The following is a 20862-nucleotide window of genomic DNA, read 5'->3' as shown; positions in this document are numbered from 1 at the left end:
TTTTGCTATAATTTCGAAAAATATTAAGGATAATAGTTATGGGTATTCCTCAACCGGCATTTTATATATTTAAGTGCGAACAATCAGCTCCTCCTGGTATGCCGAAACCTTCATGTGTAACGCCAGAAACTCAGGATCTTTTTCAGCATTTAGCTCAAAAATTGATGAAAGAGGGCATTATGGGTACGGTGCAGCCAATTCGTACTTCATGTTTAAATCGCTGTCTAGCAGGTCCTGTAATGTTGGTGGAGCCTGGGCATTTTATGTATGCAGCTCTTACAAAAGAGAAGATTGACAGAATTGTAGAAGAGCATATTATCGGCGGGAAAGTTGTTGAAGAATTTCTTATAAGCTCTGATATGTGGGATGCACCTATTTCTCCATGTGAGATGAAAAAACAGATGGGAATGTAAAATGACAATAGAGATGTTATATAGCAAAATTCATCGCGCTACGGTAACAGATGCCAACTTAAATTATGTAGGTTCTATTACTATAGATGAGGAGCTTTTAGAAGCTTCAAAGATGAGAGTCGGACAAAAAGTTGAAATACTCAATATTAACAATGGTGAGAGATTTTCAACATATATTATTTTAGGTGAACGAGGCAAAAGAGATATTTGTCTAAACGGTGCAGCTGCTAGAAAAGTTCACAAGGGCGATAAAGTAATCATAGTTGCTTATGCTACATATGATGAAAAAGAGCTAGAAACATATAAGCCAAGAGTTGTTTTAGTTGATGAAAACAACGATATTGAAGAAATTTTGGAAGAGATTTAAATGTTTGAAAATATGGGCGATATGGGCAAGATGCTTGAAGGGATGCAGGAGAACGCTAAAAAACTTCAAGCTGAACTTGAGTCTAAAACCTTTAAAGTAAAAAGCGGCGGCGGCATGGTTGAGCTTGCTATTAATGGCAAGGGTGAAGTAACTGATATTAATATTGATAATTCACTTTTAGAAGATAAAGATTCACTACAGATTTTGCTTATCGGTGCTATCAATGATGCTTATAAAATGGTTGAGCAAAACAGACAAAAAAGCGCTTTAGGTATGTTTGGCGGTATGAATCCGTTCGAGAGCAAATAGGTGTTTATTTTATCTTTGCTGCATAACTTCTCTTTTTTAAACCAAACACTTAAAATACTACCTTTTTATCGCAATAAAAAAGCACTGAATCTTCTTTATAAAAAAGAAGAATTTCAGTTTTTTGTGAAAGTAAATTAGATAAAATTTCGCATGCAAAACTTTGAAAATTTTTTATTAAATCATCTGCCAACATCAAAAAGTATTCACCCTACCTATGAAAAAGCATTACAAAAGATGCTTCTTGCCGGGGGGAAAAGATTTCGTCCCGCACTGCTGCTTGGTGTTGTAAATGCATACAATCCTCTTTTGATTGAGGGAGCGTATCATGCCGCATATGCCATTGAACTATTGCATACATACTCATTGATTCATGATGATCTTCCTGCAATGGACAATTCACCTCTTCGCAGAGGAGAGCCGACTCTGCATATAACATTTGATGAAGCAACTGCAATTCTCGTTGGGGATGCGCTAAATACATACTCCTTTGAAGTTTTAAGCAATGCCCCATTTTCGGATTATACAAGAGTCGGTTTAATTAGAGAGCTGGCGAATAACGGCGGTCTTAATGGTATGGTTTTGGGTCAAGCGATTGACTGCTATTTTGAAAATAGACCACTTGGTTTAGATGATGTAAAAATGCTGCATATAAACAAAACAGCAAAATTGATTGCAGCGTCGCTTAAAATGGGTGCACTTATTGTTGACCGCGAAGAGGTGGGCGATAAAATATATGATTTCGGCATAAAACTTGGACTTTTGTTTCAGATTCAAGATGATATTTTAGATGTTACACAAAGCTCAGATGAGGCAGGAAAACTTACAAACAATGATGAAGCAAAAAACAGTTTTGTAACACTGCTTGGGCTTGAAGAAGCGCTAAAAGAAGCTGATACATTGGCAGATGAGTTGATTTTAGAGTTGAAGAGTTTTGATGAGAGTTTAAAAAATAAGCTTTCATCACTTTTAATAGAGTATATAAATAGGCATAAAAGTTAAATTTGATATAAAAATCAAGTTTGTAAAGATCCTCTTGAAGGCATAAAATAAAAACAAGGAATTAATATGAGTGATCAAATGCGTCAGAAAATGGCAAACACTATTAGATTTTTAGCAGCAGATATGGTTCAAGCAGCCAATTCAGGTCATCCGGGCGCACCAATGGGTCTTGCAGATATTGCAGTTGTTTTGAGTGAGCATTTAAATCACAATCCTAAAAATCCATCATGGCTAAATCGCGACAGATTGGTGTTTTCAGGCGGTCATGCGACAGGACTTATTTATTCACTCTATTATCTTTGGGGGTATGGATTAACGATTGAAGACTTGAAAAATTTTCGTCAGCTGGACTCAAAAACTCCAGGACATCCGGAATTTGGCCATACAGAAGGTATTGAAATTACTACGGGTCCTTTAGGGCAGGGAGTTGCAAATGCCGTTGGTTTTGCTATGGCTTCAAAGTTTATGGGTGCGCAGGTAAACTCTGATACTGCAAAAGTTATTGATCATAATGTTTACTGTTTATGCGGTGACGGAGATTTGGAAGAGGGTGTGAGTTATGAGGCGTGCTCGATCGCTGGACACAACAAGCTTGATAACCTGATTCTTATCTATGACTCTAATCGCATTACAATTGAGGGTTCAACTGATTTAAGTATAAGTGAAAATATTCGTCTTCGTTTTGAATCGCAAGGCTGGGATGTTTTAGAGTGTGACGGTCATAATTATGGTGAGATAGAGAGTGCAATAACAGCTGCAAAAGGCAATAAAAAACCGACAATTATCATTGCAAATACAACTATTGCAAAAGGGGGTGGAAAACTCGAAGGTTCTCACCACTCTCACGGCGCTCCTCTTGGCGTTGATGTAATAGCTGAAGCAAAAAAAGCAGCAGGATTTGATGCACAAAAAAGTTTTCATGTAGATGAAGATGTAATGGCTCGTTTTAGATGCGCGATTGAAAAGGGCGATTTGGCAGAAAGAGAGTGGATTCACTCTCTTAAGACGCTTCCTTTAATGGAGCAAAATGAGACTTTAGAAGCTCTTCAAAATCCGGATTTTTCAAGAATCCAGTGGCCGACTTTTGAAAAGGCGGATGCAACAAGAAACACGAACGGAAAAATATTAAACGCTATTGCAAAGGCACTTCCAAACTTTTTAGGCGGAAGTGCGGATCTTAGTCCGTCAAACAAAACAGAGCTTGTCGATATGGGTGCTTATCCAAAGGGAAGAAATATCTATTTTGGTATTCGTGAACATGCAATGGCTTCTATCGTAAATGCAATGGCGCTTTACGGACCGCTAATGCCGTTTTCAGCTACATTTTTCGTCTTTTCTGATTATCTAAAACCTGCAGCTCGTATCGCAGCTCTTACTGGAATACAGCACTTCTTTATCTGGACGCATGACAGTATCGGTGTTGGTGAAGATGGACCGACACATCAGCCGATTGAGCACTTAAGCCAGTTTCGTGCACTGCCAAACTTCTATGTTTGGAGACCTGCAGACGGCGCTGAGAATGTTGAAGCTTGGAAAGTAGCATTAGAGATGAAAAAATCTCCGTCTGCTTTTGTCTGCTCCCGTCAAAATCTATCTGTTCTTCCTGCAGCTGTAAAAGGGAGTGCTTCAAAAGGCGGTTATCTGCTAGCAAGTGATGCAGATGCAACTTTGACATTAATGGCTTCTGGTTCAGAGGTAGAACTTGCTCTTAAGGTAAAAGAGGCGCTTAATGCAAATGGTGTAAAAGCAGATGTAGTTTCTGTTCCATGTTATGATCTCTTTATTGAGCAGGATAAAGAGTATATCGATTCAATCATCAATCCCAATACTAAAAAAATAGCAATCGAAGCTGCTCGCGGGTTAGAGTGGTACAGACTTGCCGATGAGGTGATAGGAATGGATAGATTCGGTGCCTCTGCTCCTGCTGATAAACTTTTTGAAAAATTTGGGTTTTCAGTAGAGAGTATTATCTCAAAAATCCAATAATCTTCTTGCAGGCTATAAAAAGAGCCTGCAAAAATAAAAACTTTCCCTTTTTTATCTCTAAAATCTTTTATAAATTAATTCATTATGTTGTAAAAAAATAATAAATATAAAATATTTTGTTATATTTTGTTAAAATTAATGTTTTCTTTATATTTAAACAAGTAAAATTTAACAGTTTTCGTTAAAAGGAGTTAGAAATGAAGTTATTGTCACTACTGATTATTGGAGCTGCTCTATGTTTTGGAGCGGTAGATATTAACAAAGCAGATAAAGATGAGCTGATGAACATAAACGGTGTCGGTGAAGCAAAAGCAAGCGCTATTATAGAGTACAGAAAAAAGCATAACTGTTTTAGCAGTATTGAAGAGCTAAAAGAGGTCAAAGGCTTTGGCGATAAAATGTTAGAGAAAAACAGAAACAATATCACTGCAAGCAAGTGTAAAAAATAGTAATTTTTAAAGCTGCATGCATTTTTTGGTGCAGTTTTATAAAAATTTCTTTTTTAAGAAACATTCTTCTCCATACGGTTTTTTTGAATAAAATTTTTTACCGTGTTCTACAATAAGCGCATGAAACTCCTGATATATTATAATCAGCTCTTTTTTATCTTTTACACTCTCTTTTAGTGAGTTTTGCATCATAGTTTTTATCTCGCTGTATTTTGTTTTTTCATCAATCAGACCGAGTTCAAGAAGGATTCTTTTTGTATAAGCATCCACTTTAAATTCTAGTTGGTTGTAGCCATATAGAAGCATTGAATCAGCCGTCTCTTCACCGATACCTACGACATTTAAAAGAGCTTCTCTTGTTGGAACTGCTCCATTTAAACTTTTATAAAATTTGCTAAATTCCAAAATATATCTCGCTTTTTGGTTGAAATAGCCAGAGGGTTTTATGTCTTCTTTTAGCTCATTAATATCCATAGACTCTATAGCGTCAATATTTAGAGCATTTTTTAGATGCAGATTTTCTAGTGATCTTACTACTGATGTAAATGTCGTGTTTTGGGTTAGGATGGAGCCTAAACACACCTCAAATATCTCATCGCTGTTTCTTGGAAAACTATAATCTTTTTTATGATACCCATATCCCGTAATCGGCCACCACCCTTGCGGGCCGTAAGTATTATAGAGCAGTTTGTAGATGTCATATATTTTATTCATAAATATGTTAAAACCTTTACACCCGCAAAAATAGCACCAAGAAAAAGTATTGAGGAGATAAAAACAAGAGCGGTAACAACTTTTGGCTTGCAGTCATAGAGTGAAGCAAAGTTTACATTTGCAATGGCAAGAGGCACCATAAGTTCTATAAAAATAATCCCTTTTATCATAGAGTCTAGTTCAATAAAAGAGAGAATTAAAAATGCAGCGGCTGGCAAAAAGATAAATTTTAGGCTTATAACCCATAGTGTCAATCTTTTGCTTATCTGTGTTATCTTTGTGCCATAAAGATAGATACCAAATAAAAAAAGCTGCATAACGATAGAAGCGTAAGCCCCCATCATAAGCACTTCCATAATCTCTTCTTTTGGTTTGTAATCGTTAACGCTAAGTATAATAGCCGCAGCAGCAGCCCAGAGAATAGGAAGTTTTGCTATGTTTTTCAGTGAAGTTTTAACATCAAAACTCCCTCTTGAGTAGTAATAAACTCCAATAGTATAGACTACAAAAACATTCATAAGGTTTATAACGGTTGTGTATGGAATGGACTCTTCGCCAAATATAGCTATATTGAGAGGTATGCCTAGATTTCCGGTATTTCCGACTATCGCTGCAACAGTTGCTATGGAGTACTCTTTTTTCTCTTCAAAAATTTTTTTTGCAACAAAAGCTGAAATAATTAGAACTAAAATAACTATAAAAAGATAGATAGAGGGTGCAAAAAACAGGTTTGTATCCACAGGGCGGATAAGAAGCCCCCAAAATGTTAAAAAGATTTGTAAAAAATATACATTTATCAGTGTTACCGTTTTGTCGTCAATTCTCTCCTTAAAGCTCATCTTTGCGACAAAGCCGATAACAATAAAGATATAAATAGCTAAAATTGAAAATAGTATTGAACTCATGGAGCGATTATAGCAAATAGTGTATAATTTCCCACAAAAAAAGGCACTAATATATGCAGACAATAGAAGATATACAAAAAACTCTAAAAGAGAGTCCAGCCGTTATGCTCTATTTTTCAGCCCCGACATGCAATGTTTGCCACGCACTAAAACCAAAACTTTTAGATGCAATCCAAAGTAATTTCGGTGACTTCAAAATTATAAGTATAGATACTTCACTGGATCAGGAAGCCGCTGCTTATTTTAGCGTTTTTGCCATCCCTACCGTTTTGGTTTTTCTAGAGGGCAGAGAGTTTTTAAGAAAATCACGCCATATGAGTGTCGATGAGGTTGTTCGGGAGATAAAACGCCCATATGAGATTATGATGAGCTAGGCTCTTTTACTCCATCTTCATAGCTTTTTTTAAATTTTTGCAATGTCAGTTTAATATGCTCTATCATATTTTTTGGAGCATATTGAAGAAGATTTATGATCTCTCTTACATCTTTTGAGTATCTTATGTTGAATTCAGTCGAGTACTCTAAGTCAAAGTTAAATAACTCCTGCTCTTTGACATTTAACGCTTCGGCAATGTAAGGAATTAGCTCAATCTTTATCTCTCGTCTACCGCTCAAATAGCCATATATACTTGAGTAACTTGGCGCTTCTCCCGTTGTTCTCAGTTTTGGATTTAAAGATAAAAATTTATCTGCAAACTCTTTCTTGGTCATATTTTTTTCATTTATCAGATAATTGATTTTCTCAAATACTTCCAAAACAGATGCCTTTGTTTACTATTAGTAAAAATTTGTCATATCGTAAGATAATGCAAAGGACTATTTGTGTAAAGTTTTACTAATAGTAAAATTTAGGACAATAAATGAATATATATTTAAAAAGTTCTGTTGTAACACTCTTTATTCTTGGTGCGTGGATTTATTTTGCTTCTACGCTGAATATGTATTAAGCTTATGAATAAAATTGAATTTCAAAACGGTAGCTATAAAGAAGATGAGATAGATTTAAGAGAGTTGCTTAAGATTTTGATTTGCTATAAGTACTTTATACTTATTTTTACTCTTGTTGTAACTTTTGGAGCGATAGTTTATATTTTGTTAAAAACCCCAATTTATGAAGTAAAGTCTAATGTGCAGGTGGGATACATAGGTGAAAATCTAATAGTAGAGCCGGATACATTGGTAAAAACACTCAATATTGTTTTTAATGTTGAAGATAAAATTTCCTCAGAAGATGAGTTTGTTTCCGAAGTTACAAGCATTTCTACAAACAAAAATTTAAAAAATTTTATAGAGATAAAAACTGAGGCCGTCTCAAATGAAGAGGCACAAAAAAAGAACAAGGAGGTTGTTGACTTTATTGAAAATGCATATCAGCCAAAGATAGAGCACTATATAACAGAAACAAAAAACAGCATAGAAAATGCAAAAAGAGCCATCAAAAATATAGATGATTTTGAGATAAAAAATATTCAACAACAAATAAAACTGCTGAAAGAGCAGGTTATTGTTAAAATAGATGAAGAGATAAAAAGACTCAAAGAGCAGGATATTAAAAAACTGCAACAGCAGATTCATCTTTTAAAATCACAAAAGATTCCAAAAATAGATGAGGAGATTAGATTTTTAAAAGATTTTAAATTGAAAACAATCGAATCGAAAATAGATTTTCATACTAAGAAATTGGATGAATACACTCAATCGGTAGATAGCCTTTACAGAGATACAAAAAATGCCGATGATGCTGCTGCATCGACTATAGCTTCTGTCCAAATGGTAAACTATCAAAACCTTATACTAAACTCCCAAAATAAGATAGAGGATTTAAAAGTTGAGAAAGAGGTTATTCTAACACAAACAATACCAAATCTTGAAACAGAAAAAAAGAATATTAATGATGTATCAACAAGAGATTTGGAGTTGCAAATAGAAAATATTAAAAATATTAAAATTGCAGAGCTTCAAAGAGAAAAAGAGAATATCTCAAATGAGAGGATAAGAAAATTGCAACATCAAATAGATGTAGAGCTTCTGTCCAAAAAGATTAAACTAAACGAGCAAATCGACAAATTAAATTATAATATTACAGAACAAAATATTAGAAATAACGAAGTTGTCGGTGGTTTTATCATTAAAGATTATCCAATAAAACCAAAGAAAAAACTCATAATAATTGTTGCATTTGTAACTGGTTTGGTTTTATCCATATTTATGGTGTTTTTATTAAATTTCTTTAGAGATGAAAAGACAAAAGAGGCTAGCGCATAAAAGCGATAAGCGAAGCGGTAACTGCGACATTTAAAGATTCTACGCCTCTATTCATTGGGATGCTGATAGAGTCATTACAGAATTTTTCAATCTCTTTTGAGACGCCTTCGCTCTCGTTTCCTAAAACAAATATGGATTTCTCATTTTTTTTCAAATCATAGATACTGTTTTTGGCATGTGAAGAGAGCAGGTAGATTTTTGCATCATGCAACTCTTTTAAAATTTCATCAAGCGTGTTGCAGTAGTAGATTGGAAGTTTAAAAAGTGTTCCCGCACTCGCTTTTATAACAAGCGGAGAGATTTTTGCACTGCTTTTTTTAGGAAGTATTATCCCATCAACATATCCGGCAGCGCATGAGCGGATAATCATCCCAAGATTTTGAGGATTTTGGATGCCGTCAAGTGCTAAGAGTTTGAAACTTTTTAAATTTTTTATCTCATTTGCACTTTGGTAGGAGGAAGCGATAATGTCAATCGCCACACCTTGGTCCTGTTTTGCATTTTTGCTGATTCTGCTGAGAGCATTTTTATCGTGATAAGCTACCTCAATGCCTCTTTTTTTTGCAAGTTTTAGGATGGTTTCTACTGCGCCGTCTGGTTTATTGGAATTTGACATGTGAAGTTTGTGAATAGTGATAGTTTCATCTTGAAGAATCTCTATGACGACATTTCTGCCATAAAGCGTGATTATCTTCTCAAAATATGCTTTTTTGTTTTTGTACTCTTGTGAATCTTCCAAAATTTGCCTTTTGTTTATATTGATGCAATTTTACACTATTTATCTGTTTTATTCTCTTCATCAGAATTGTCACTCTTCTTGTGATAAAAATCTTTTGCGTTTTTTGAGAACTCCTCAAGACGAGCCATTACCATACCGTTTACGCTGGATGACGGATAGATGCCGTTTTCATCGGCTTCTCCTGCTTCTACGCCGGTTAAAATCTCTATTCCCTCATTGATAGTTTTTACTGCGTAGATCGCAAAGTTTTCTTTTTCTACCGCTTCAAGAACTTCAGTTTTAAGCATTAGATGTTTGATGTTTGCTTCAGGAATAATAACACCGTAAAATCCATTTTTGTCTCTGCGCATACAGATGTCAAAAAAGCCTTCTATCTTCTCGTTTACACCGCCTATGGGCTGGATTTCGCCAAATTGATTAACAGAACCCGTAACTGCGATGTTTTGTTTTATAGGCAGGTTTGAAAGTGATGAAAGAATAGCGTAGAGCTCTGTTGAAGATGCGCTGTCTCCATCAACTCTGCCGTAGGATTGCTCAAATACAAGTGAAGCAGATAGGCTTAAGGGTATATTTTTAGCGTATGTTGAGCCAAGATACGAACTAAGAATCATAACTCCTTTTGAGTGAAGAGGTCCGCCCAGTTCAACCTCTCGCTCAATATCTATAATCTCTCCTTTGCCGATGCGCGTTCTCGCGGTAATGCGAGATGCTATACCAAAATCGTATCCACCCATTGATATAAAACTTAATGCATTAATCTTGCCGACTGCGCTGCCGGTTACACTAATCATTATGGTGCCTTCATCGATCTGCTCATACAGTTTTCTTTGAATACGATTAAGCCGTTCAATGCGAGTTTGAAGCACTTTATTAATATCATCTATATCTACTACAGAGCGATTCTCTTTTTTCGCCCAATAATCAGCCTCTTTTAACAGATCCGAGAGAGTTCTTAGATGTGTAGAAAATTTTGCAGAGTGCGAAACCTCTTTGGAACTCTGTTCTATAATTCTTGCAACAGCCTTAGAAGTAAGTGGAAGCAGATTATGCTTTTTTGCAATAGTTCCAATCATCCGAGCGTAGAGATAAATATTATCATCGTTTCGTACAATATCATCTTCAAAATCTGCTGTTACTTTAAAAAGTTCTTGAAAATCCGGGTCATAATGATGTAAAAGATAGTATAAAATTCTCTCGCCGATAAGTACTACTTTAACATCAATAGGAATAGGCTCAGGCTCTAATGAGGTAGTGCTTATAAAGGAGTACTGTTGCGCCAATGATTCAATGCGTATCTCTTTTGAACGAAGAGCGCGCTTAAGCTCCTCATATGCAAAAGGCTGCATTAAAAGGTTTCTTGCATCAAGAACAAGATAACCGCCATTTGCTCTATGAAGAGCTCCCGGTTTAATCATGCTAAAATCGGTTACCAATGTACCGACCTGAGATAAATGTTCAATCTTTCCTATAAGATTTTGATGAATAGGATTGTCTTCATAAACGACTGCAGATGTAGCGTTTTCTTCATGGGTAATAAAAAGATTTACTCTATAACGAGAAAAAGATGGAGTGTATAAATCTTTCATAAAAGGCATAACCGGCATCTCATCAGGTTTTACGAGAAAATCTTGTACATGTCGAATAACATCATTTTGTAAAGCATCAAGATACTCAATGATTTTTTTAGAGTAACTGTATTTAGAACGCATTTCATCAATAAGAGATTCTACGGACTCTTGCGTTATTTTTTTCTCAAGAGATTTAAGCTCTTTTCTTTGGGCTTTGTTAAGCTCATTGACTTTATTCAATCCCTCTTTTACAATTTTTTCAAATTCATTGACTTTTTGATCAATCTTCTCTTTTTCTTCTCCCTCTATAGCGTTATATTCTGCTGCAGTAATAACCTTTCCATCTACAACAGGCGCAAAAGTGACTCTGTTTCTAGAAGAAGCGTTCATTGAAATATCATGTTTTTTTGCTTCATCCTGAAGATTTTTAAATATTTCAGACTCTGCATCAATATACTTTTGATTAATAATTTCAAATTCATTACGATAGGCATTTCCTTCAAAAGCGGCAGGAAGTATCTCTTTTAGAAGTTCAATGAGTTCATACATATCATCTTTAAATTTTATTGCCTGACCACATGGAAATTCTATAGCGATTGGTTTTCTCGGATCTTTGAAATTATTGACATAGCACCAATCGCTGGGAGCTTTTTCTTTTATCGCTTTTTTTTGTAAAAAACTCATAACTGTTGAGTGTTTGCCGCTTCCTGAGGCTCCCATTGCAAACAGGTTGTATCCGTCTTGTTTAATATTGGCAGCAAAATCGATTGCCTCTAAAGCATTCTTTTGTCCAATGGGATCTTCTAATGGTTCAAGTTCTTCTGTAGTAGTGAATGAAAAGAGTGAAAAATCACATTTGTGATATAGCTGTGAAACAGCTAAAATAGGTGTCATAATAATTGCCTTTAAATAAGTTTGGTAAATAAAATTCTTTTAAAAAGAATCAATGTTAAATTAAACAAGCTTATTTCATGGTTAAACTAGAGTATATTAACTAAATTGATAAAAGAATACTGCTATACTCTAAAAAAGAAAACTGGAGCATTTGATGGATAACAGGATTGAAGAGATCGCAGCACAGATAAAAAGCCTTGAAGATGAGCTTATGGAGGAGCTTAGAAAAAAACAAGATGAGTTTTTTTATACGCTTGAAGATAAGAAGGTAAAATTTCAAGAGAGTGTTATAAAAGAGGGAAGATCAAAAATTATAAGTTCCATAAAATACCTCTCCTCTTTTCCTGTTTTGGCAATTTTTACCATCCCCTTTATCTGGTCTATGATGATACCGGCACTTCTTGTCGATGTGTTTGTTAGCATCTTTCAAATAGTCTGTTTTCCTATATACAAAATACCTAAAGTTAAAAGAAGCGATTATGTTGTTATAGACAGATACAATCTTTTTTACTTAGACAGGGTTGAGAAGATAAATTGTTTGTATTGTGAATACTTTAACGGTGTAATAGGCTACACAAGAGAGATAGCAGCCAGAACTGAGCAGTTTTGGTGTCCCATAAAACACTCAAAACCGCAAATAGATATGCACTCCAGATATGAGAAATTTTTTGATTTTGGAGATTTTGATACATACAGAAAAGAGTTAAATAAGAGAAGATCTGATTTTAAAGATTTAGAAGAAGAGACAGAGGTGACTCAATCTTAATTAAATAAGGATGGCGGTGATATGAAGATTAGTTTTAATAGAGAATCCAGTCAGTTAAAAGACCCTGTTTGTGGCATGGATGTGTCTCGTGATTCCAAATACTATTATAATTACTCGGGGAAAGATTACTATTTTTGCAGTGAGCAGTGTCTTTTGAAGTTTAAACAAAATCCGCAAAACTATTTAAAAGAGAGTGAGTCTATCTGTAATGATAAGCAATCCTGCTCTATAGGTACTCAAATAACTCATAAAAAAGATTCTCAAGCCACTCAGTATACATGCCCCATGCATCCAGAAATAGTTCAAGATTATCCCGGAAGCTGTCCAAAATGCGGTATGGCACTTGAACCGGTTGTCGCAAAAGCAGTAGAAGAAAAAAATGAAGAACTTATAGATATGAGCCGTCGTTTTTGGGTTAGTGCCGTTCTCTCTGTTCCCGTGTTTATCTTAGCTATGAGTGTAGATATGATGCCATCACTGTTGCCTGATGGAATGAGTATGAAGATGGTTCAATGGATAGAATTTTTGCTTGCTACTCCTGTTGTTGTTTGGGGAGGTTGGCCATTTTTTGTACGAGGTTACAAATCTTTGCAAACTATGAATTTAAACATGTTTACGCTTATTGCAATTGGTATCTTTGTTGCATGGGCTTACAGTGTTGTTGCTCTGATAATGGCGCATATTTTTCCGCCTATGATGCAGATGAACGATGGTCTGGTACATCTATATTTTGAAGCGGCAGCGGTAATCACAACGCTTGTTCTTTTGGGGCAGGTTCTTGAACTTCGCGCCCGTTCACAAACAAACGCAGCAATCAGACTTTTGTTAGAGCTTGCTCCAAACAGTGCACGGATAGTTAGAGATGACGGCAATGAAGAAGATATAGCACTGGAGATGGTTCAAGTCGGAGATATTTTGCGTGTCCGTCCGGGAGAGAAAGTTCCGGTAGACGGAGTGGTTATAGATGGTCAAAGCAGTGTAGATGAATCAATGGTTACCGGTGAGCCGGTTGCCGTTAAAAAGTTTGCAGGCGAGAAACTCATAGGCGCTACAATTAACTCAAGCGGCACTCTTCTTATGAGAACCCAAAAGATCGGCGCAGATACTCTGCTTTCACAAATTATAGAGATGGTCTCACGCGCACAGCGTTCTCGCGCTCCTATACAAAAATTGGCCGATGTCGTATCCTCTTATTTTGTTCCTGCCGTTATTGGCATAAGCCTGATAACCTTTTTTATTTGGTGGATATGGGGAAGTGAACCTCGTTTGGCTTATGCCATCGTTAGCGCTGTTTCAGTGCTTATTATTGCATGTCCATGCGCACTCGGTCTTGCTACGCCTATCTCTATAATGGTAGCAACGGGACGCGGTGCCACAAGCGGGGTATTAATTAAAAATGCCGAAGCTTTGGAAATAATGCAAAAGGTTGATACTCTGGTAGTTGATAAAACAGGAACGCTAACGGAGGGAAAACCTAAATTGGTAAATTTACATGCAGAAGATGGATTTAGTGAAGAGGAACTTTTGCGTTTGGTCGCTAGTTTGGAGAGAGCGAGTGAGCATCCGCTCTCAGAAGCTATTGTAAATGGCGCTAAAGAGAGAGATGTAGAGTTGGTTAAAGCTGAGAGCTTTAACTCTTTAAGCGGTATGGGAATTACAGGCGAAGTTGACGGACAGAGAGTTGCCGTGGGTAATCTAAAGCTGTTTGAGAGTTTAAATATTAATGCCCTTGAACTATCAAAAAAAGCAGATATAGAACGCTTTGAGGGCAAAATTGTTATGTTGGTTGCCGTTGACTCAACGGCAGCCGGTTTTATAGCCATTACCGACCCTATCAAAGAGAACACAAAAGAAGCTATTCATAATTTGCATGCGCAAGGCATAAAAGTAGTAATACTGACAGGAGATAGCCGAACCACAGCAGAAATTGTCGCGAAAAAACTTGGCATAGATGAAGTACACGCTGAGGTGCTGCCTGAGCAAAAAGCAGAGATTATTAAAAAGCTTCAGGCAAAAGGGCACATCGTTGCAATGGCAGGTGATGGCATAAACGATGCACCGGCACTTGCTCTTGCACATGTAGGCATTGCCATGGGAACGGGAGCTGATATTGCCATGGAGAGTGCCGGTATTACCTTGGTAAAGGGTGATTTAAGAGGCATAGTCAGAGCAAGAGTTCTAAGCAGAGCAACAATGCGAAATATCAGACAAAATCTATTTTTTGCCTTCTTTTACAACTCTGTAGGAATTCCAATTGCTGCGGGAGTGCTTTACCCATTCTTTGGGATACTGCTCTCACCGATGATAGCGGCGGCAGCAATGAGTTTTAGCTCAGTTTCTGTAATTACAAACTCACTTAGACTTAAAGGAATAAAATTATAATTTTATTCCATAATATTGTAGATAATTTCTGTTTTGGCTTTTATAACTCTAATCTCTGCAATACTTAAACCTTCTATCTCAAGAGCCATAAACTCTTTTATAGAGTTTATATTGTTTTGTGCAACTGCTCTTAAAACTAAACCTCTATATGCTTTTGCCCAGTGACTTACACTCTTGCCGCCTTTTAAAAATTTTAGAGTAGTGTATGGCTTTTTGATCTCATAGAACTTATCGTAGTGCCCTGCGCGCAGATCCAGTATCTCACAGTTTGCAAGATAGAGGTCGAGCTGATACGAGAATCTATCCTTGTAAAATTTATCCGGTATAAAACTGCCTATATTGTTTCCCTGTTTTACTTTGTAGTTTGCTATTGCGTCTCCTCCAAGCAGCGGCCCGTAAAGATTTGAGAAGATAATAGTGTTTAATTTGAGATACTCTTTTGCTTCTGGCTCAAGTGAATCAAAATCCAGATACTCATAAGCAACACCGCTGTATCTCTCAATGGCATGCATAAGAGGCACATCAAAAATATTATTTATGTATGGTTTGCAGTCGTTGAATTTTTTAAACCCAAAGAGCTCTTTTATAGTATCTTCATTGCCGCTATTGACAATATTGACATATTCGTTGAGTATGCCTTCTCTTGCGCCACTGGAGCCAAAAAGCTCTTTTTTTGACTCTTCGCCTCCTATTTTTTTGCTCTCAGCAGGTGAAAAAAGTATCTTTAGCATTTAAATAAAACCTTTGTGAATGTAAAAAAGTAGTAAAATATAGGCAAATAATAGCTACTTTTACCTAAAATTTAAAATTTATAAAATTTTAGCTAAAAACTCTTGACATTGAAAATATATTGCACTATAATTCTGGCTCAAATTCGATGCCGACATAGCTCAGTTGGCTAGAGCAGCTGATTTGTAATCAGCAGGCCCGGGGTTCAAATCCTCGTGTCGGCACCATTGAATTCGAGAATATTAGAAACAGTGTTAGACCGGATAAATCTGGTGAGATAGTCAAGTGGCCAACGACGGCGGACTGTAAATCCGCTCCCTACGGGTTCAGAGGTTCGACTCCTCTTCTCACCACCATTTCAATGGCACATGCGGGCGTAGCTCAGTTGGCTAGAGCGTCAGCCTTCCAAGCTGAGGGTCGAGGGTTCGAGTCCCTTCACCCGCTCCATTGAACATTCTGGAAGCTGAAGTACAAATTCAACCTACTTCTTAATATGTTTATGATTTATATTAATATATAAATATCTTCATAGCTGTCTACACAAAAATTTACTAATATTTAAGATATTTTAAAAAATTATGCAATTATTGCTTTTTTTATTGCTGATTATTTATTTTTACTATGCTCTCGTGGCTCAGGGGTAGAGCACTTCCTTGGTAAGGAAGAGGTCGGCGGTTCAAATCCGCTCGTGAGCTCCATAAGATAAAGTATAGATAAAATTTAAGCAATAATTGAATAATTTTTGGGTATAATTCCATTTCTATTCACAAATTAAGTCGGAGGACACTATGGCAAAAGAAAAGTTTGAGCGTAATAAACCGCATGTAAACATTGGTACTATTGGTCACGTAGATCACGGTAAAACAACACTGACAGCAGCTATTACTGCAGTTTTAGCAGTAACAAACGGTGCAAAAATGATGGATTATGATGCAATCGACAATGCTCCTGAAGAGCGTGAGCGTGGTATCACAATCGCAACTTCACATGTAGAGTATGAAACAAATAATCGTCACTATGCGCATGTTGACTGCCCGGGTCACGCGGACTATGTTAAAAACATGATTACAGGTGCTGCACAAATGGACGGCGCTATATTAGTTGTTTCAGCAGCTGATGGTCCGATGCCGCAAACTCGTGAGCACATTCTTCTTTCTAAGCAAGTTGGTGTTCCTTATATCGTTGTTTTTATGAACAAAGAAGATATGGTTGATGATGAAGAGTTATTAGAGCTAGTTGAGATGGAGATTCGTGAACTTCTTGACACTTATGATTTCCCAGGTGACGACACTCCAATCGTAGCTGGTTCAGCACTAAAAGCTTTAGAAGAGGCAAAAACTGGTACTCTTGGACCATGGTCAGAAAAAATTCAAAAACTAATGGCTGAGGTTGATGCATATATCCCAGAGCCTACTCGTGAAACTGACAAAGATTTCTTAATGCCAGTTGAAGATGTTTTCTCAATTTCTGGTCGTGGTACTGTTGTAACAGGTCGTATTGAGCGTGGTCTTGTAAAAATCGGTGATACAATCGAAATCGTTGGTATCCGTGATACTCAAAAAACAACTGTTACAGGTATCGAAATGTTCCGTAAAGAGATGGATCAAGGTGAAGCAGGCGATAACTGTGGTATTCTTGTTCGTGGTATCGGTAAAGATGATGTTGAGCGTGGTCAAGTTCTTTGTAAGCCGGGTTCAATCACTCCGCATACAAAATTTACAGCTGAGATCTATGTACTAAGCAAAGAAGAGGGTGGTCGTCATACTCCATTCTTTACTAACTACCGTCCACAGTTCTATGTTCGTACTACGGATGTTACAGGTGCAATTACACTACCAGAAGGTACTGAAATGGTTATGCCTGGTGACAATGTAAGTATTACTGTTGAATTAATTCACCCAATTGCTATGGAAAAAGGTACTAAGTTCGCTATCCGTGAGGGTGGAAGAACTGTTGGTGCCGGTGTTGTAGCTGAGATTCTTGCATAATTCGCCTTGTGCGGATATGCAAAATCCTTTAAAAGGTTAATAACATGAGAGAAGCAATACATTTAGGTTGTGAGAAGTGTACTCGTCGTAACTATCACACTACTAAAAATAAAAAAACACATACTGAAAAATTTTCGGTAAAAAAATATTGTAAGTTTTGTCGTGAGCACACTGTTCATAAAGAGATGAAACTATAGTTGCAATTTAAGCTATAGTCTTTTGACTTAGCTTTATTGTCTATTTAGGCGTATAGCTCCAATGGTAGAGCACCGGATTCCAAATCCGGGTGTTGGGAGTTCGAGTCTCTCTACGCCTGCCACATTAATTATTTGTAAAGCTTTAGAGCTTTATCGATAATTAATGACTACTAGGAAAGTTTGAATGAATTTAGGTACACATATTAAAAATGCAAAGCTAGAGTTAAGTAAAGTTATTTTTCCTACAAAAGGTCAGGTAAAACAAGCTTATATATCAGTTCTAATTGTTGTTGCTGTTATAACTGCTTTTTTGGCTTTAGTTGACTTGGCAATGTCATCAATTATGTCAGTAATCTTAGGATAAGGAGTAGCAGTGGAGGAAAAAAAAAGTAATCATCAGTGGTACTCTATACAGACATATGGAAATGAGAGAACAGTTCGTCAAGCAATTCTAAATATGATAGAAGAGATGGGATTGCAAGATGCTATAACAGATGTTGTAGTTCCAACAGAAGATGTTATTGAGGTAAAAGAGGGTAAGAAAAAGATATCTGAAAGATCACTCTATTCAGGATATGTTTTTGCAAGAATAGATCTCAACACAGAGATACAACATCTTATCCAGACCATTCCAAAAGTGTCTGGATTTATTGGCGAAGCAAATACGCCTACGCCACTAAGCGAGCATGACATCAATGTAATTCTTGATCGTGTTCAAAATCGCGCGGCACCAAAACCAAAAGTATTTTTTGACAGAGGTGAAACTGTTCGTATTATTGAAGGTCCGTTTGCAAACTTTACGGCGACTGTGGATGAGTATGATTTAGAGCATGGAACTCTAAAACTTAATGTTTCAATTTTCGGTAGAGCAACTCCGGTTGATATCTCTTACACGCAAGTTGAAAAGATAATTTAAATTTTAAAAAGGAAAAAAGATGGCAAAGAAAATATTAGGCTACATCAAGCTGCAAATTGAAGCGGGCAAAGCAACACCTGCACCCCCAGTTGGACCTGCTTTAGGACAGCGTGGTGTTAATATCATGGAATTTACTAAAGCATTTAATGAAAAAACAAAAGATAAAATGGGATTTAAAGTTCCTGTTATTATTACTGTTTATACAGATAAAAGCTTTACTTTTATTACAAAACAACCACCGGCATCTGCTCTTTTAATGAATGCTGCAGGACTTAAAAAAGGTTCTGACAATGCACTTAAAAACAAAGTTGCAAAGATTACTCGTGCGCAGCTGATGGAAGTAGTAGATAGAAAAATCGAAGATTTAAATACTGATGATAAAGATATGGCAGCTAATATTATTGCCGGTTCTGCTCGTTCAATCGGTATAGAAGTAATAGACTAGAAACAAATATCATCGACCACAATGATATAAAATTTTGTGGCAGAATTTCATAGGAGAATTTGAGAATGAGTAAAAGATATAAACAATTAATAGAAAAAGTTGATACTACAAAAATATATAGCGTAGAAGAAGCTTCATCAGTTGTAAAAAACTTAGTAAGTGCAAAATTTGATGAGACTGTTGAAGTAGCACTAAATCTGAATGTAGACCCAAGACACGCGGATCAGATGATTCGTGGTGCAATTGTTCTTCCACATGGTACAGGTAAAACTGTTCGTGTTGCAGTTTTTGCTAAAGGTGTTAAAGCTGATGAAGCAAAAGCAGCTGGTGCTGATATTGTAGGTACTGATGATTTAGTACAACAAATTAAAGATGGTATCTTTAACTTTGACATCGTTGTTGCTGCGCCTGACTGTATGGGTCTTGTTGGTCAAATTGGTCGTATTCTAGGGCCAAAAGGTATGATGCCTAACCCTAAAACAGGTACTGTAACTCCAGATGTTGCGACTGCTGTTAAAAATGTTAAGGGCGGTCAGGTAAATTTCCGTGTTGATAAAAAAGGAAATATACATGCTGGTATCGGTAAAGCAAGTTTTGATGCAGATAAAATAGCTGAAAATTTAACATCTTTGATTAAAGCTATCAATAAGCACAAGCCTGCTTCAGCTAAAGGTCGCTATATTAAGAACGGTGCACTTAGTTTAACTATGAGTCCTGCAATTAAACTTGATATTATGCAACTAGCTGATATTAAATAAAAGAGTGATTTTAAGTGCTTTATTCGTAAAGCACTACTAAGTTACTACTTTGGTAACTGCATTTTATGGACTGAAGATAATAGGTGCGAAAGCTTAATTGCCTATTTGAAGTATTGTCTGGAAAGGAGATATTCTATGACAAAAACACAAAAAGCTGAAATTATTGAAGTACTTTCAAATGAATTCAAAGATGCTCAAAGTGTGATCTTCTGTGATTACAAAGGATTGAGTGTTTCAAATCTTGAGAGTTTAAGAAAAGCTGCTCGTGCAAAAGACGCAAAAGTTCAAGTTGTTAAAAATACTTTAGCAACAATTGCACTAAGCAATGCTGAACTAACAGGTGTTGAATTAAAAGATACTAACATTTTAGTATGGGGTTCTGACTCGGTTGCTACTTCTAAAATAGCTGCTGATTTTGCTAAAGATAATGAAAAATTTGTAATTAAGTCTGCTTATGTTGATCGTGAACCTGCTGATGCTGCTAAAGTTGAAGCGTTTGCTAAACTTCCTGGTCGTGAAGAGCTTCTTGCTATGCTTGCTGCTACTTGGATGGCACCAATTACATGTTTCACAATCGGACTTGATGCGTTAAGACAACAAAAAGAAGAGGCGTAGATAGCAGAACTATTTCTGATATCGTTAAAAATAGATGAAGGTAATTCTTCATTTTTATAAAATAAAAAATTAAGGAGCTATATTATGGCTATAACTAAAGAAGATGTATTAGAGTTTATTTCAGGACTTTCTGTATTAGAACTTGCTGAATTGGTAAAAGAATTTGAAGAAAAATTTGGTGTATCTGCTCAGCCTGTTGCTGTAGCTGGTGGTGCTGTAGCTGGCGGTGCTGCTGCTGAAGAGCAAACTGAATTTAATGTAATTATTACTGATGCTGGTGCTAAAAAAATCGGTGTAATTAAAGTTGTTCGTGCTCTTACAGGTCTAGGACTAAAAGAGGCTAAAGATGCAACTGAAAACTTGCCATCAACAATCAAAGAAGGTGTTGATAAAGAGACTGCTGAAGATGCTAAAAAGCAACTTGAAGAAGCAGGTGCAGTAGTAGAAATTAAATAATT

24 protein-coding genes and 5 tRNA genes are annotated in these 20862 nt (G+C 36.3%); 23 read left to right on the top strand and 6 right to left on the bottom strand.

Annotated elements, in window-relative coordinates; translation table 11 throughout:
• Positions 1 to 38 precede the first annotated feature (38 nt).
• From CVO_RS08145 to CVO_RS08120, 6 genes are all read left to right on the top strand, one after another.
• Positions 39 to 413, top strand: a complete 375-nt coding sequence (locus CVO_RS08145) for a (2Fe-2S) ferredoxin domain-containing protein (RefSeq protein WP_159571502.1) — start codon at positions 39 to 41, stop codon at positions 411 to 413.
• 1 nt (position 414) lies between these two features.
• A complete protein-coding gene (gene panD / locus CVO_RS08140; RefSeq protein WP_159571499.1) occupies positions 415 to 780 on the top strand; it encodes an aspartate 1-decarboxylase in 366 nt (121 codons plus the stop codon).
• Complete coding sequence (locus CVO_RS08135) at positions 781 to 1089, top strand: YbaB/EbfC family nucleoid-associated protein (RefSeq protein ID WP_159571496.1); 309 nt, start codon at positions 781 to 783, stop codon at positions 1087 to 1089.
• Positions 1090 to 1239: 150 nt separating this feature from the next.
• Complete coding sequence (locus CVO_RS08130; protein ID WP_159571494.1) at positions 1240 to 2088, top strand: polyprenyl synthetase family protein; 849 nt, start codon at positions 1240 to 1242, stop codon at positions 2086 to 2088.
• 66 nt (positions 2089 to 2154) lie between these two features.
• The gene (gene tkt / locus CVO_RS08125) at positions 2155 to 4074 is read left to right on the top strand and encodes a transketolase (protein WP_159571491.1); all 1920 of its coding nucleotides are present in this window, start codon (positions 2155 to 2157) and stop codon (positions 4072 to 4074) included.
• Between the two features lie 197 nt (positions 4075 to 4271).
• Positions 4272 to 4523, top strand: a complete 252-nt coding sequence (locus CVO_RS08120) for a ComEA family DNA-binding protein (RefSeq protein ID WP_152298695.1) — start codon at positions 4272 to 4274, stop codon at positions 4521 to 4523.
• 36 nt (positions 4524 to 4559) lie between these two features.
• Here CVO_RS08120 and CVO_RS08115 read toward each other — a convergent pair whose 3' ends face one another.
• On the bottom strand, positions 4560 to 5237 hold the full coding sequence (locus CVO_RS08115) for an endonuclease III domain-containing protein (RefSeq protein WP_159571488.1): 678 nt from the start codon (positions 5235 to 5237) through the stop codon (positions 4560 to 4562).
• Complete coding sequence (locus tag CVO_RS08110; RefSeq protein WP_159571485.1) at positions 5234 to 6142, bottom strand: AEC family transporter; 909 nt, start codon at positions 6140 to 6142, stop codon at positions 5234 to 5236. Before CVO_RS08110 ends, CVO_RS08115 begins: the two co-directional genes overlap by 4 nt.
• A gap of 53 nt (positions 6143 to 6195) precedes the next feature.
• Between CVO_RS08110 and CVO_RS08105 the strand changes: the two genes are divergently transcribed.
• Complete coding sequence (locus CVO_RS08105) at positions 6196 to 6516, top strand: thioredoxin family protein (protein WP_159571482.1); 321 nt, start codon at positions 6196 to 6198, stop codon at positions 6514 to 6516.
• Here the strand turns inward: CVO_RS08105 and CVO_RS08100 are convergent.
• Positions 6503 to 6898, bottom strand: a complete 396-nt coding sequence (locus CVO_RS08100) for a helix-turn-helix domain-containing protein (protein WP_159571479.1) — start codon at positions 6896 to 6898, stop codon at positions 6503 to 6505. The genes CVO_RS08105 and CVO_RS08100 overlap by 14 nt on opposite strands.
• Positions 6899 to 7093: 195 nt before the next feature.
• Between CVO_RS08100 and CVO_RS08095 the strand changes: the two genes are divergently transcribed.
• Positions 7094 to 8407, top strand: a complete 1314-nt coding sequence (locus tag CVO_RS08095; RefSeq protein ID WP_159571476.1) for a Wzz/FepE/Etk N-terminal domain-containing protein — start codon at positions 7094 to 7096, stop codon at positions 8405 to 8407.
• Here the strand turns inward: CVO_RS08095 and rlmB are convergent.
• Together rlmB and CVO_RS08085 are read right to left on the bottom strand one after the other, a co-directional pair.
• Complete coding sequence (gene rlmB / locus CVO_RS08090) at positions 8397 to 9146, bottom strand: 23S rRNA (guanosine(2251)-2'-O)-methyltransferase RlmB (protein WP_159571473.1); 750 nt, start codon at positions 9144 to 9146, stop codon at positions 8397 to 8399. The two genes, CVO_RS08095 and rlmB, sit on opposite strands and share 11 nt — an antisense overlap.
• 35 nt (positions 9147 to 9181) lie before the next feature.
• Positions 9182 to 11608, bottom strand: a complete 2427-nt coding sequence (locus CVO_RS08085) for a Lon protease family protein (RefSeq protein WP_159571470.1) — start codon at positions 11606 to 11608, stop codon at positions 9182 to 9184.
• Between the two features lie 154 nt (positions 11609 to 11762).
• Here CVO_RS08085 and CVO_RS08080 point away from each other — a divergent pair, with 154 nt between their 5' ends.
• Both CVO_RS08080 and CVO_RS08075 read left to right on the top strand, forming a co-directional pair.
• Positions 11763 to 12374, top strand: coding sequence for a hypothetical protein (locus CVO_RS08080; protein ID WP_152298701.1), 612 nt, complete (start codon positions 11763 to 11765; stop codon positions 12372 to 12374).
• A 21-nt stretch (positions 12375 to 12395) separates the two neighbouring features.
• On the top strand, positions 12396 to 14756 hold the full coding sequence (locus CVO_RS08075) for a heavy metal translocating P-type ATPase (RefSeq protein ID WP_159571467.1): 2361 nt from the start codon (positions 12396 to 12398) through the stop codon (positions 14754 to 14756).
• 2 nt (positions 14757 to 14758) lie between these two features.
• Here the strand turns inward: CVO_RS08075 and CVO_RS08070 are convergent, their stop codons facing one another.
• Positions 14759 to 15487 carry a YaaA family protein gene (locus CVO_RS08070; protein WP_159571464.1) on the bottom strand — a complete coding sequence of 243 codons (729 nt, stop codon included), beginning with the start codon at positions 15485 to 15487 and terminating at the stop codon, positions 14759 to 14761.
• A gap of 148 nt (positions 15488 to 15635) precedes the next feature.
• Here CVO_RS08070 and CVO_RS08065 point away from each other — a divergent pair.
• The 13 genes from CVO_RS08065 (at position 15636) to rplL (ending at position 20860) form a co-directional block, all read left to right on the top strand.
• Positions 15636 to 15712, top strand: a tRNA-Thr gene (locus CVO_RS08065).
• Positions 15713 to 15756: 44 nt separating this feature from the next.
• Positions 15757 to 15841, top strand: a tRNA-Tyr gene (locus CVO_RS08060).
• A gap of 14 nt (positions 15842 to 15855) precedes the next feature.
• Positions 15856 to 15932, top strand: a tRNA-Gly gene (locus tag CVO_RS08055).
• 176 nt (positions 15933 to 16108) lie between these two features.
• A tRNA-Thr gene (locus tag CVO_RS08050) sits at positions 16109 to 16183 on the top strand.
• 90 nt (positions 16184 to 16273) lie between these two features.
• Positions 16274 to 17473, top strand: coding sequence for an elongation factor Tu (tuf, locus tag CVO_RS08045; RefSeq protein ID WP_159571461.1), 1200 nt, complete (start codon positions 16274 to 16276; stop codon positions 17471 to 17473).
• Between the two features lie 44 nt (positions 17474 to 17517).
• The gene (rpmG, locus tag CVO_RS08040; protein WP_137011688.1) at positions 17518 to 17670 is read left to right on the top strand and encodes a 50S ribosomal protein L33; all 153 of its coding nucleotides are present in this window, start codon (positions 17518 to 17520) and stop codon (positions 17668 to 17670) included.
• 46 nt (positions 17671 to 17716) lie between these two features.
• Positions 17717 to 17792, top strand: a tRNA-Trp gene (locus CVO_RS08035).
• A gap of 62 nt (positions 17793 to 17854) precedes the next feature.
• The gene (gene secE, locus CVO_RS08030; RefSeq protein WP_152298705.1) at positions 17855 to 18034 is read left to right on the top strand and encodes a preprotein translocase subunit SecE; all 180 of its coding nucleotides are present in this window, start codon (positions 17855 to 17857) and stop codon (positions 18032 to 18034) included.
• Between the two features lie 9 nt (positions 18035 to 18043).
• Positions 18044 to 18586: a transcription termination/antitermination protein NusG gene (gene nusG, locus CVO_RS08025; RefSeq protein WP_159571458.1), complete on the top strand. Its 543-nt coding sequence runs from the start codon at positions 18044 to 18046 to the stop codon at positions 18584 to 18586.
• 19 nt (positions 18587 to 18605) lie between these two features.
• A complete protein-coding gene (gene rplK, locus CVO_RS08020; protein ID WP_159571455.1) occupies positions 18606 to 19031 on the top strand; it encodes a 50S ribosomal protein L11 in 426 nt (141 codons plus the stop codon).
• A 65-nt stretch (positions 19032 to 19096) separates the two neighbouring features.
• A complete protein-coding gene (gene rplA, locus CVO_RS08015) occupies positions 19097 to 19789 on the top strand; it encodes a 50S ribosomal protein L1 (RefSeq protein WP_152298708.1) in 693 nt (230 codons plus the stop codon).
• A 135-nt stretch (positions 19790 to 19924) separates the two neighbouring features.
• On the top strand, positions 19925 to 20404 hold the full coding sequence (gene rplJ, locus CVO_RS08010; RefSeq protein ID WP_152298709.1) for a 50S ribosomal protein L10: 480 nt from the start codon (positions 19925 to 19927) through the stop codon (positions 20402 to 20404).
• 84 nt (positions 20405 to 20488) lie between these two features.
• Positions 20489 to 20860 carry a 50S ribosomal protein L7/L12 gene (rplL, locus tag CVO_RS08005; RefSeq protein ID WP_152298710.1) on the top strand — a complete coding sequence of 124 codons (372 nt, stop codon included), beginning with the start codon at positions 20489 to 20491 and terminating at the stop codon, positions 20858 to 20860.
• Positions 20861 to 20862 lie beyond the last annotated feature (2 nt).

It is taken from the genome of Sulfurimonas sp. CVO (assembly GCF_009883775.1).
Classification (GTDB): Bacteria; Campylobacterota; Campylobacteria; order Campylobacterales; family Sulfurimonadaceae; genus Sulfurimonas; species Sulfurimonas xiamenensis.
Note: the sequence above shows the minus strand (reverse complement) of the source record. Positions and strands in the feature narration are given on the sequence as shown.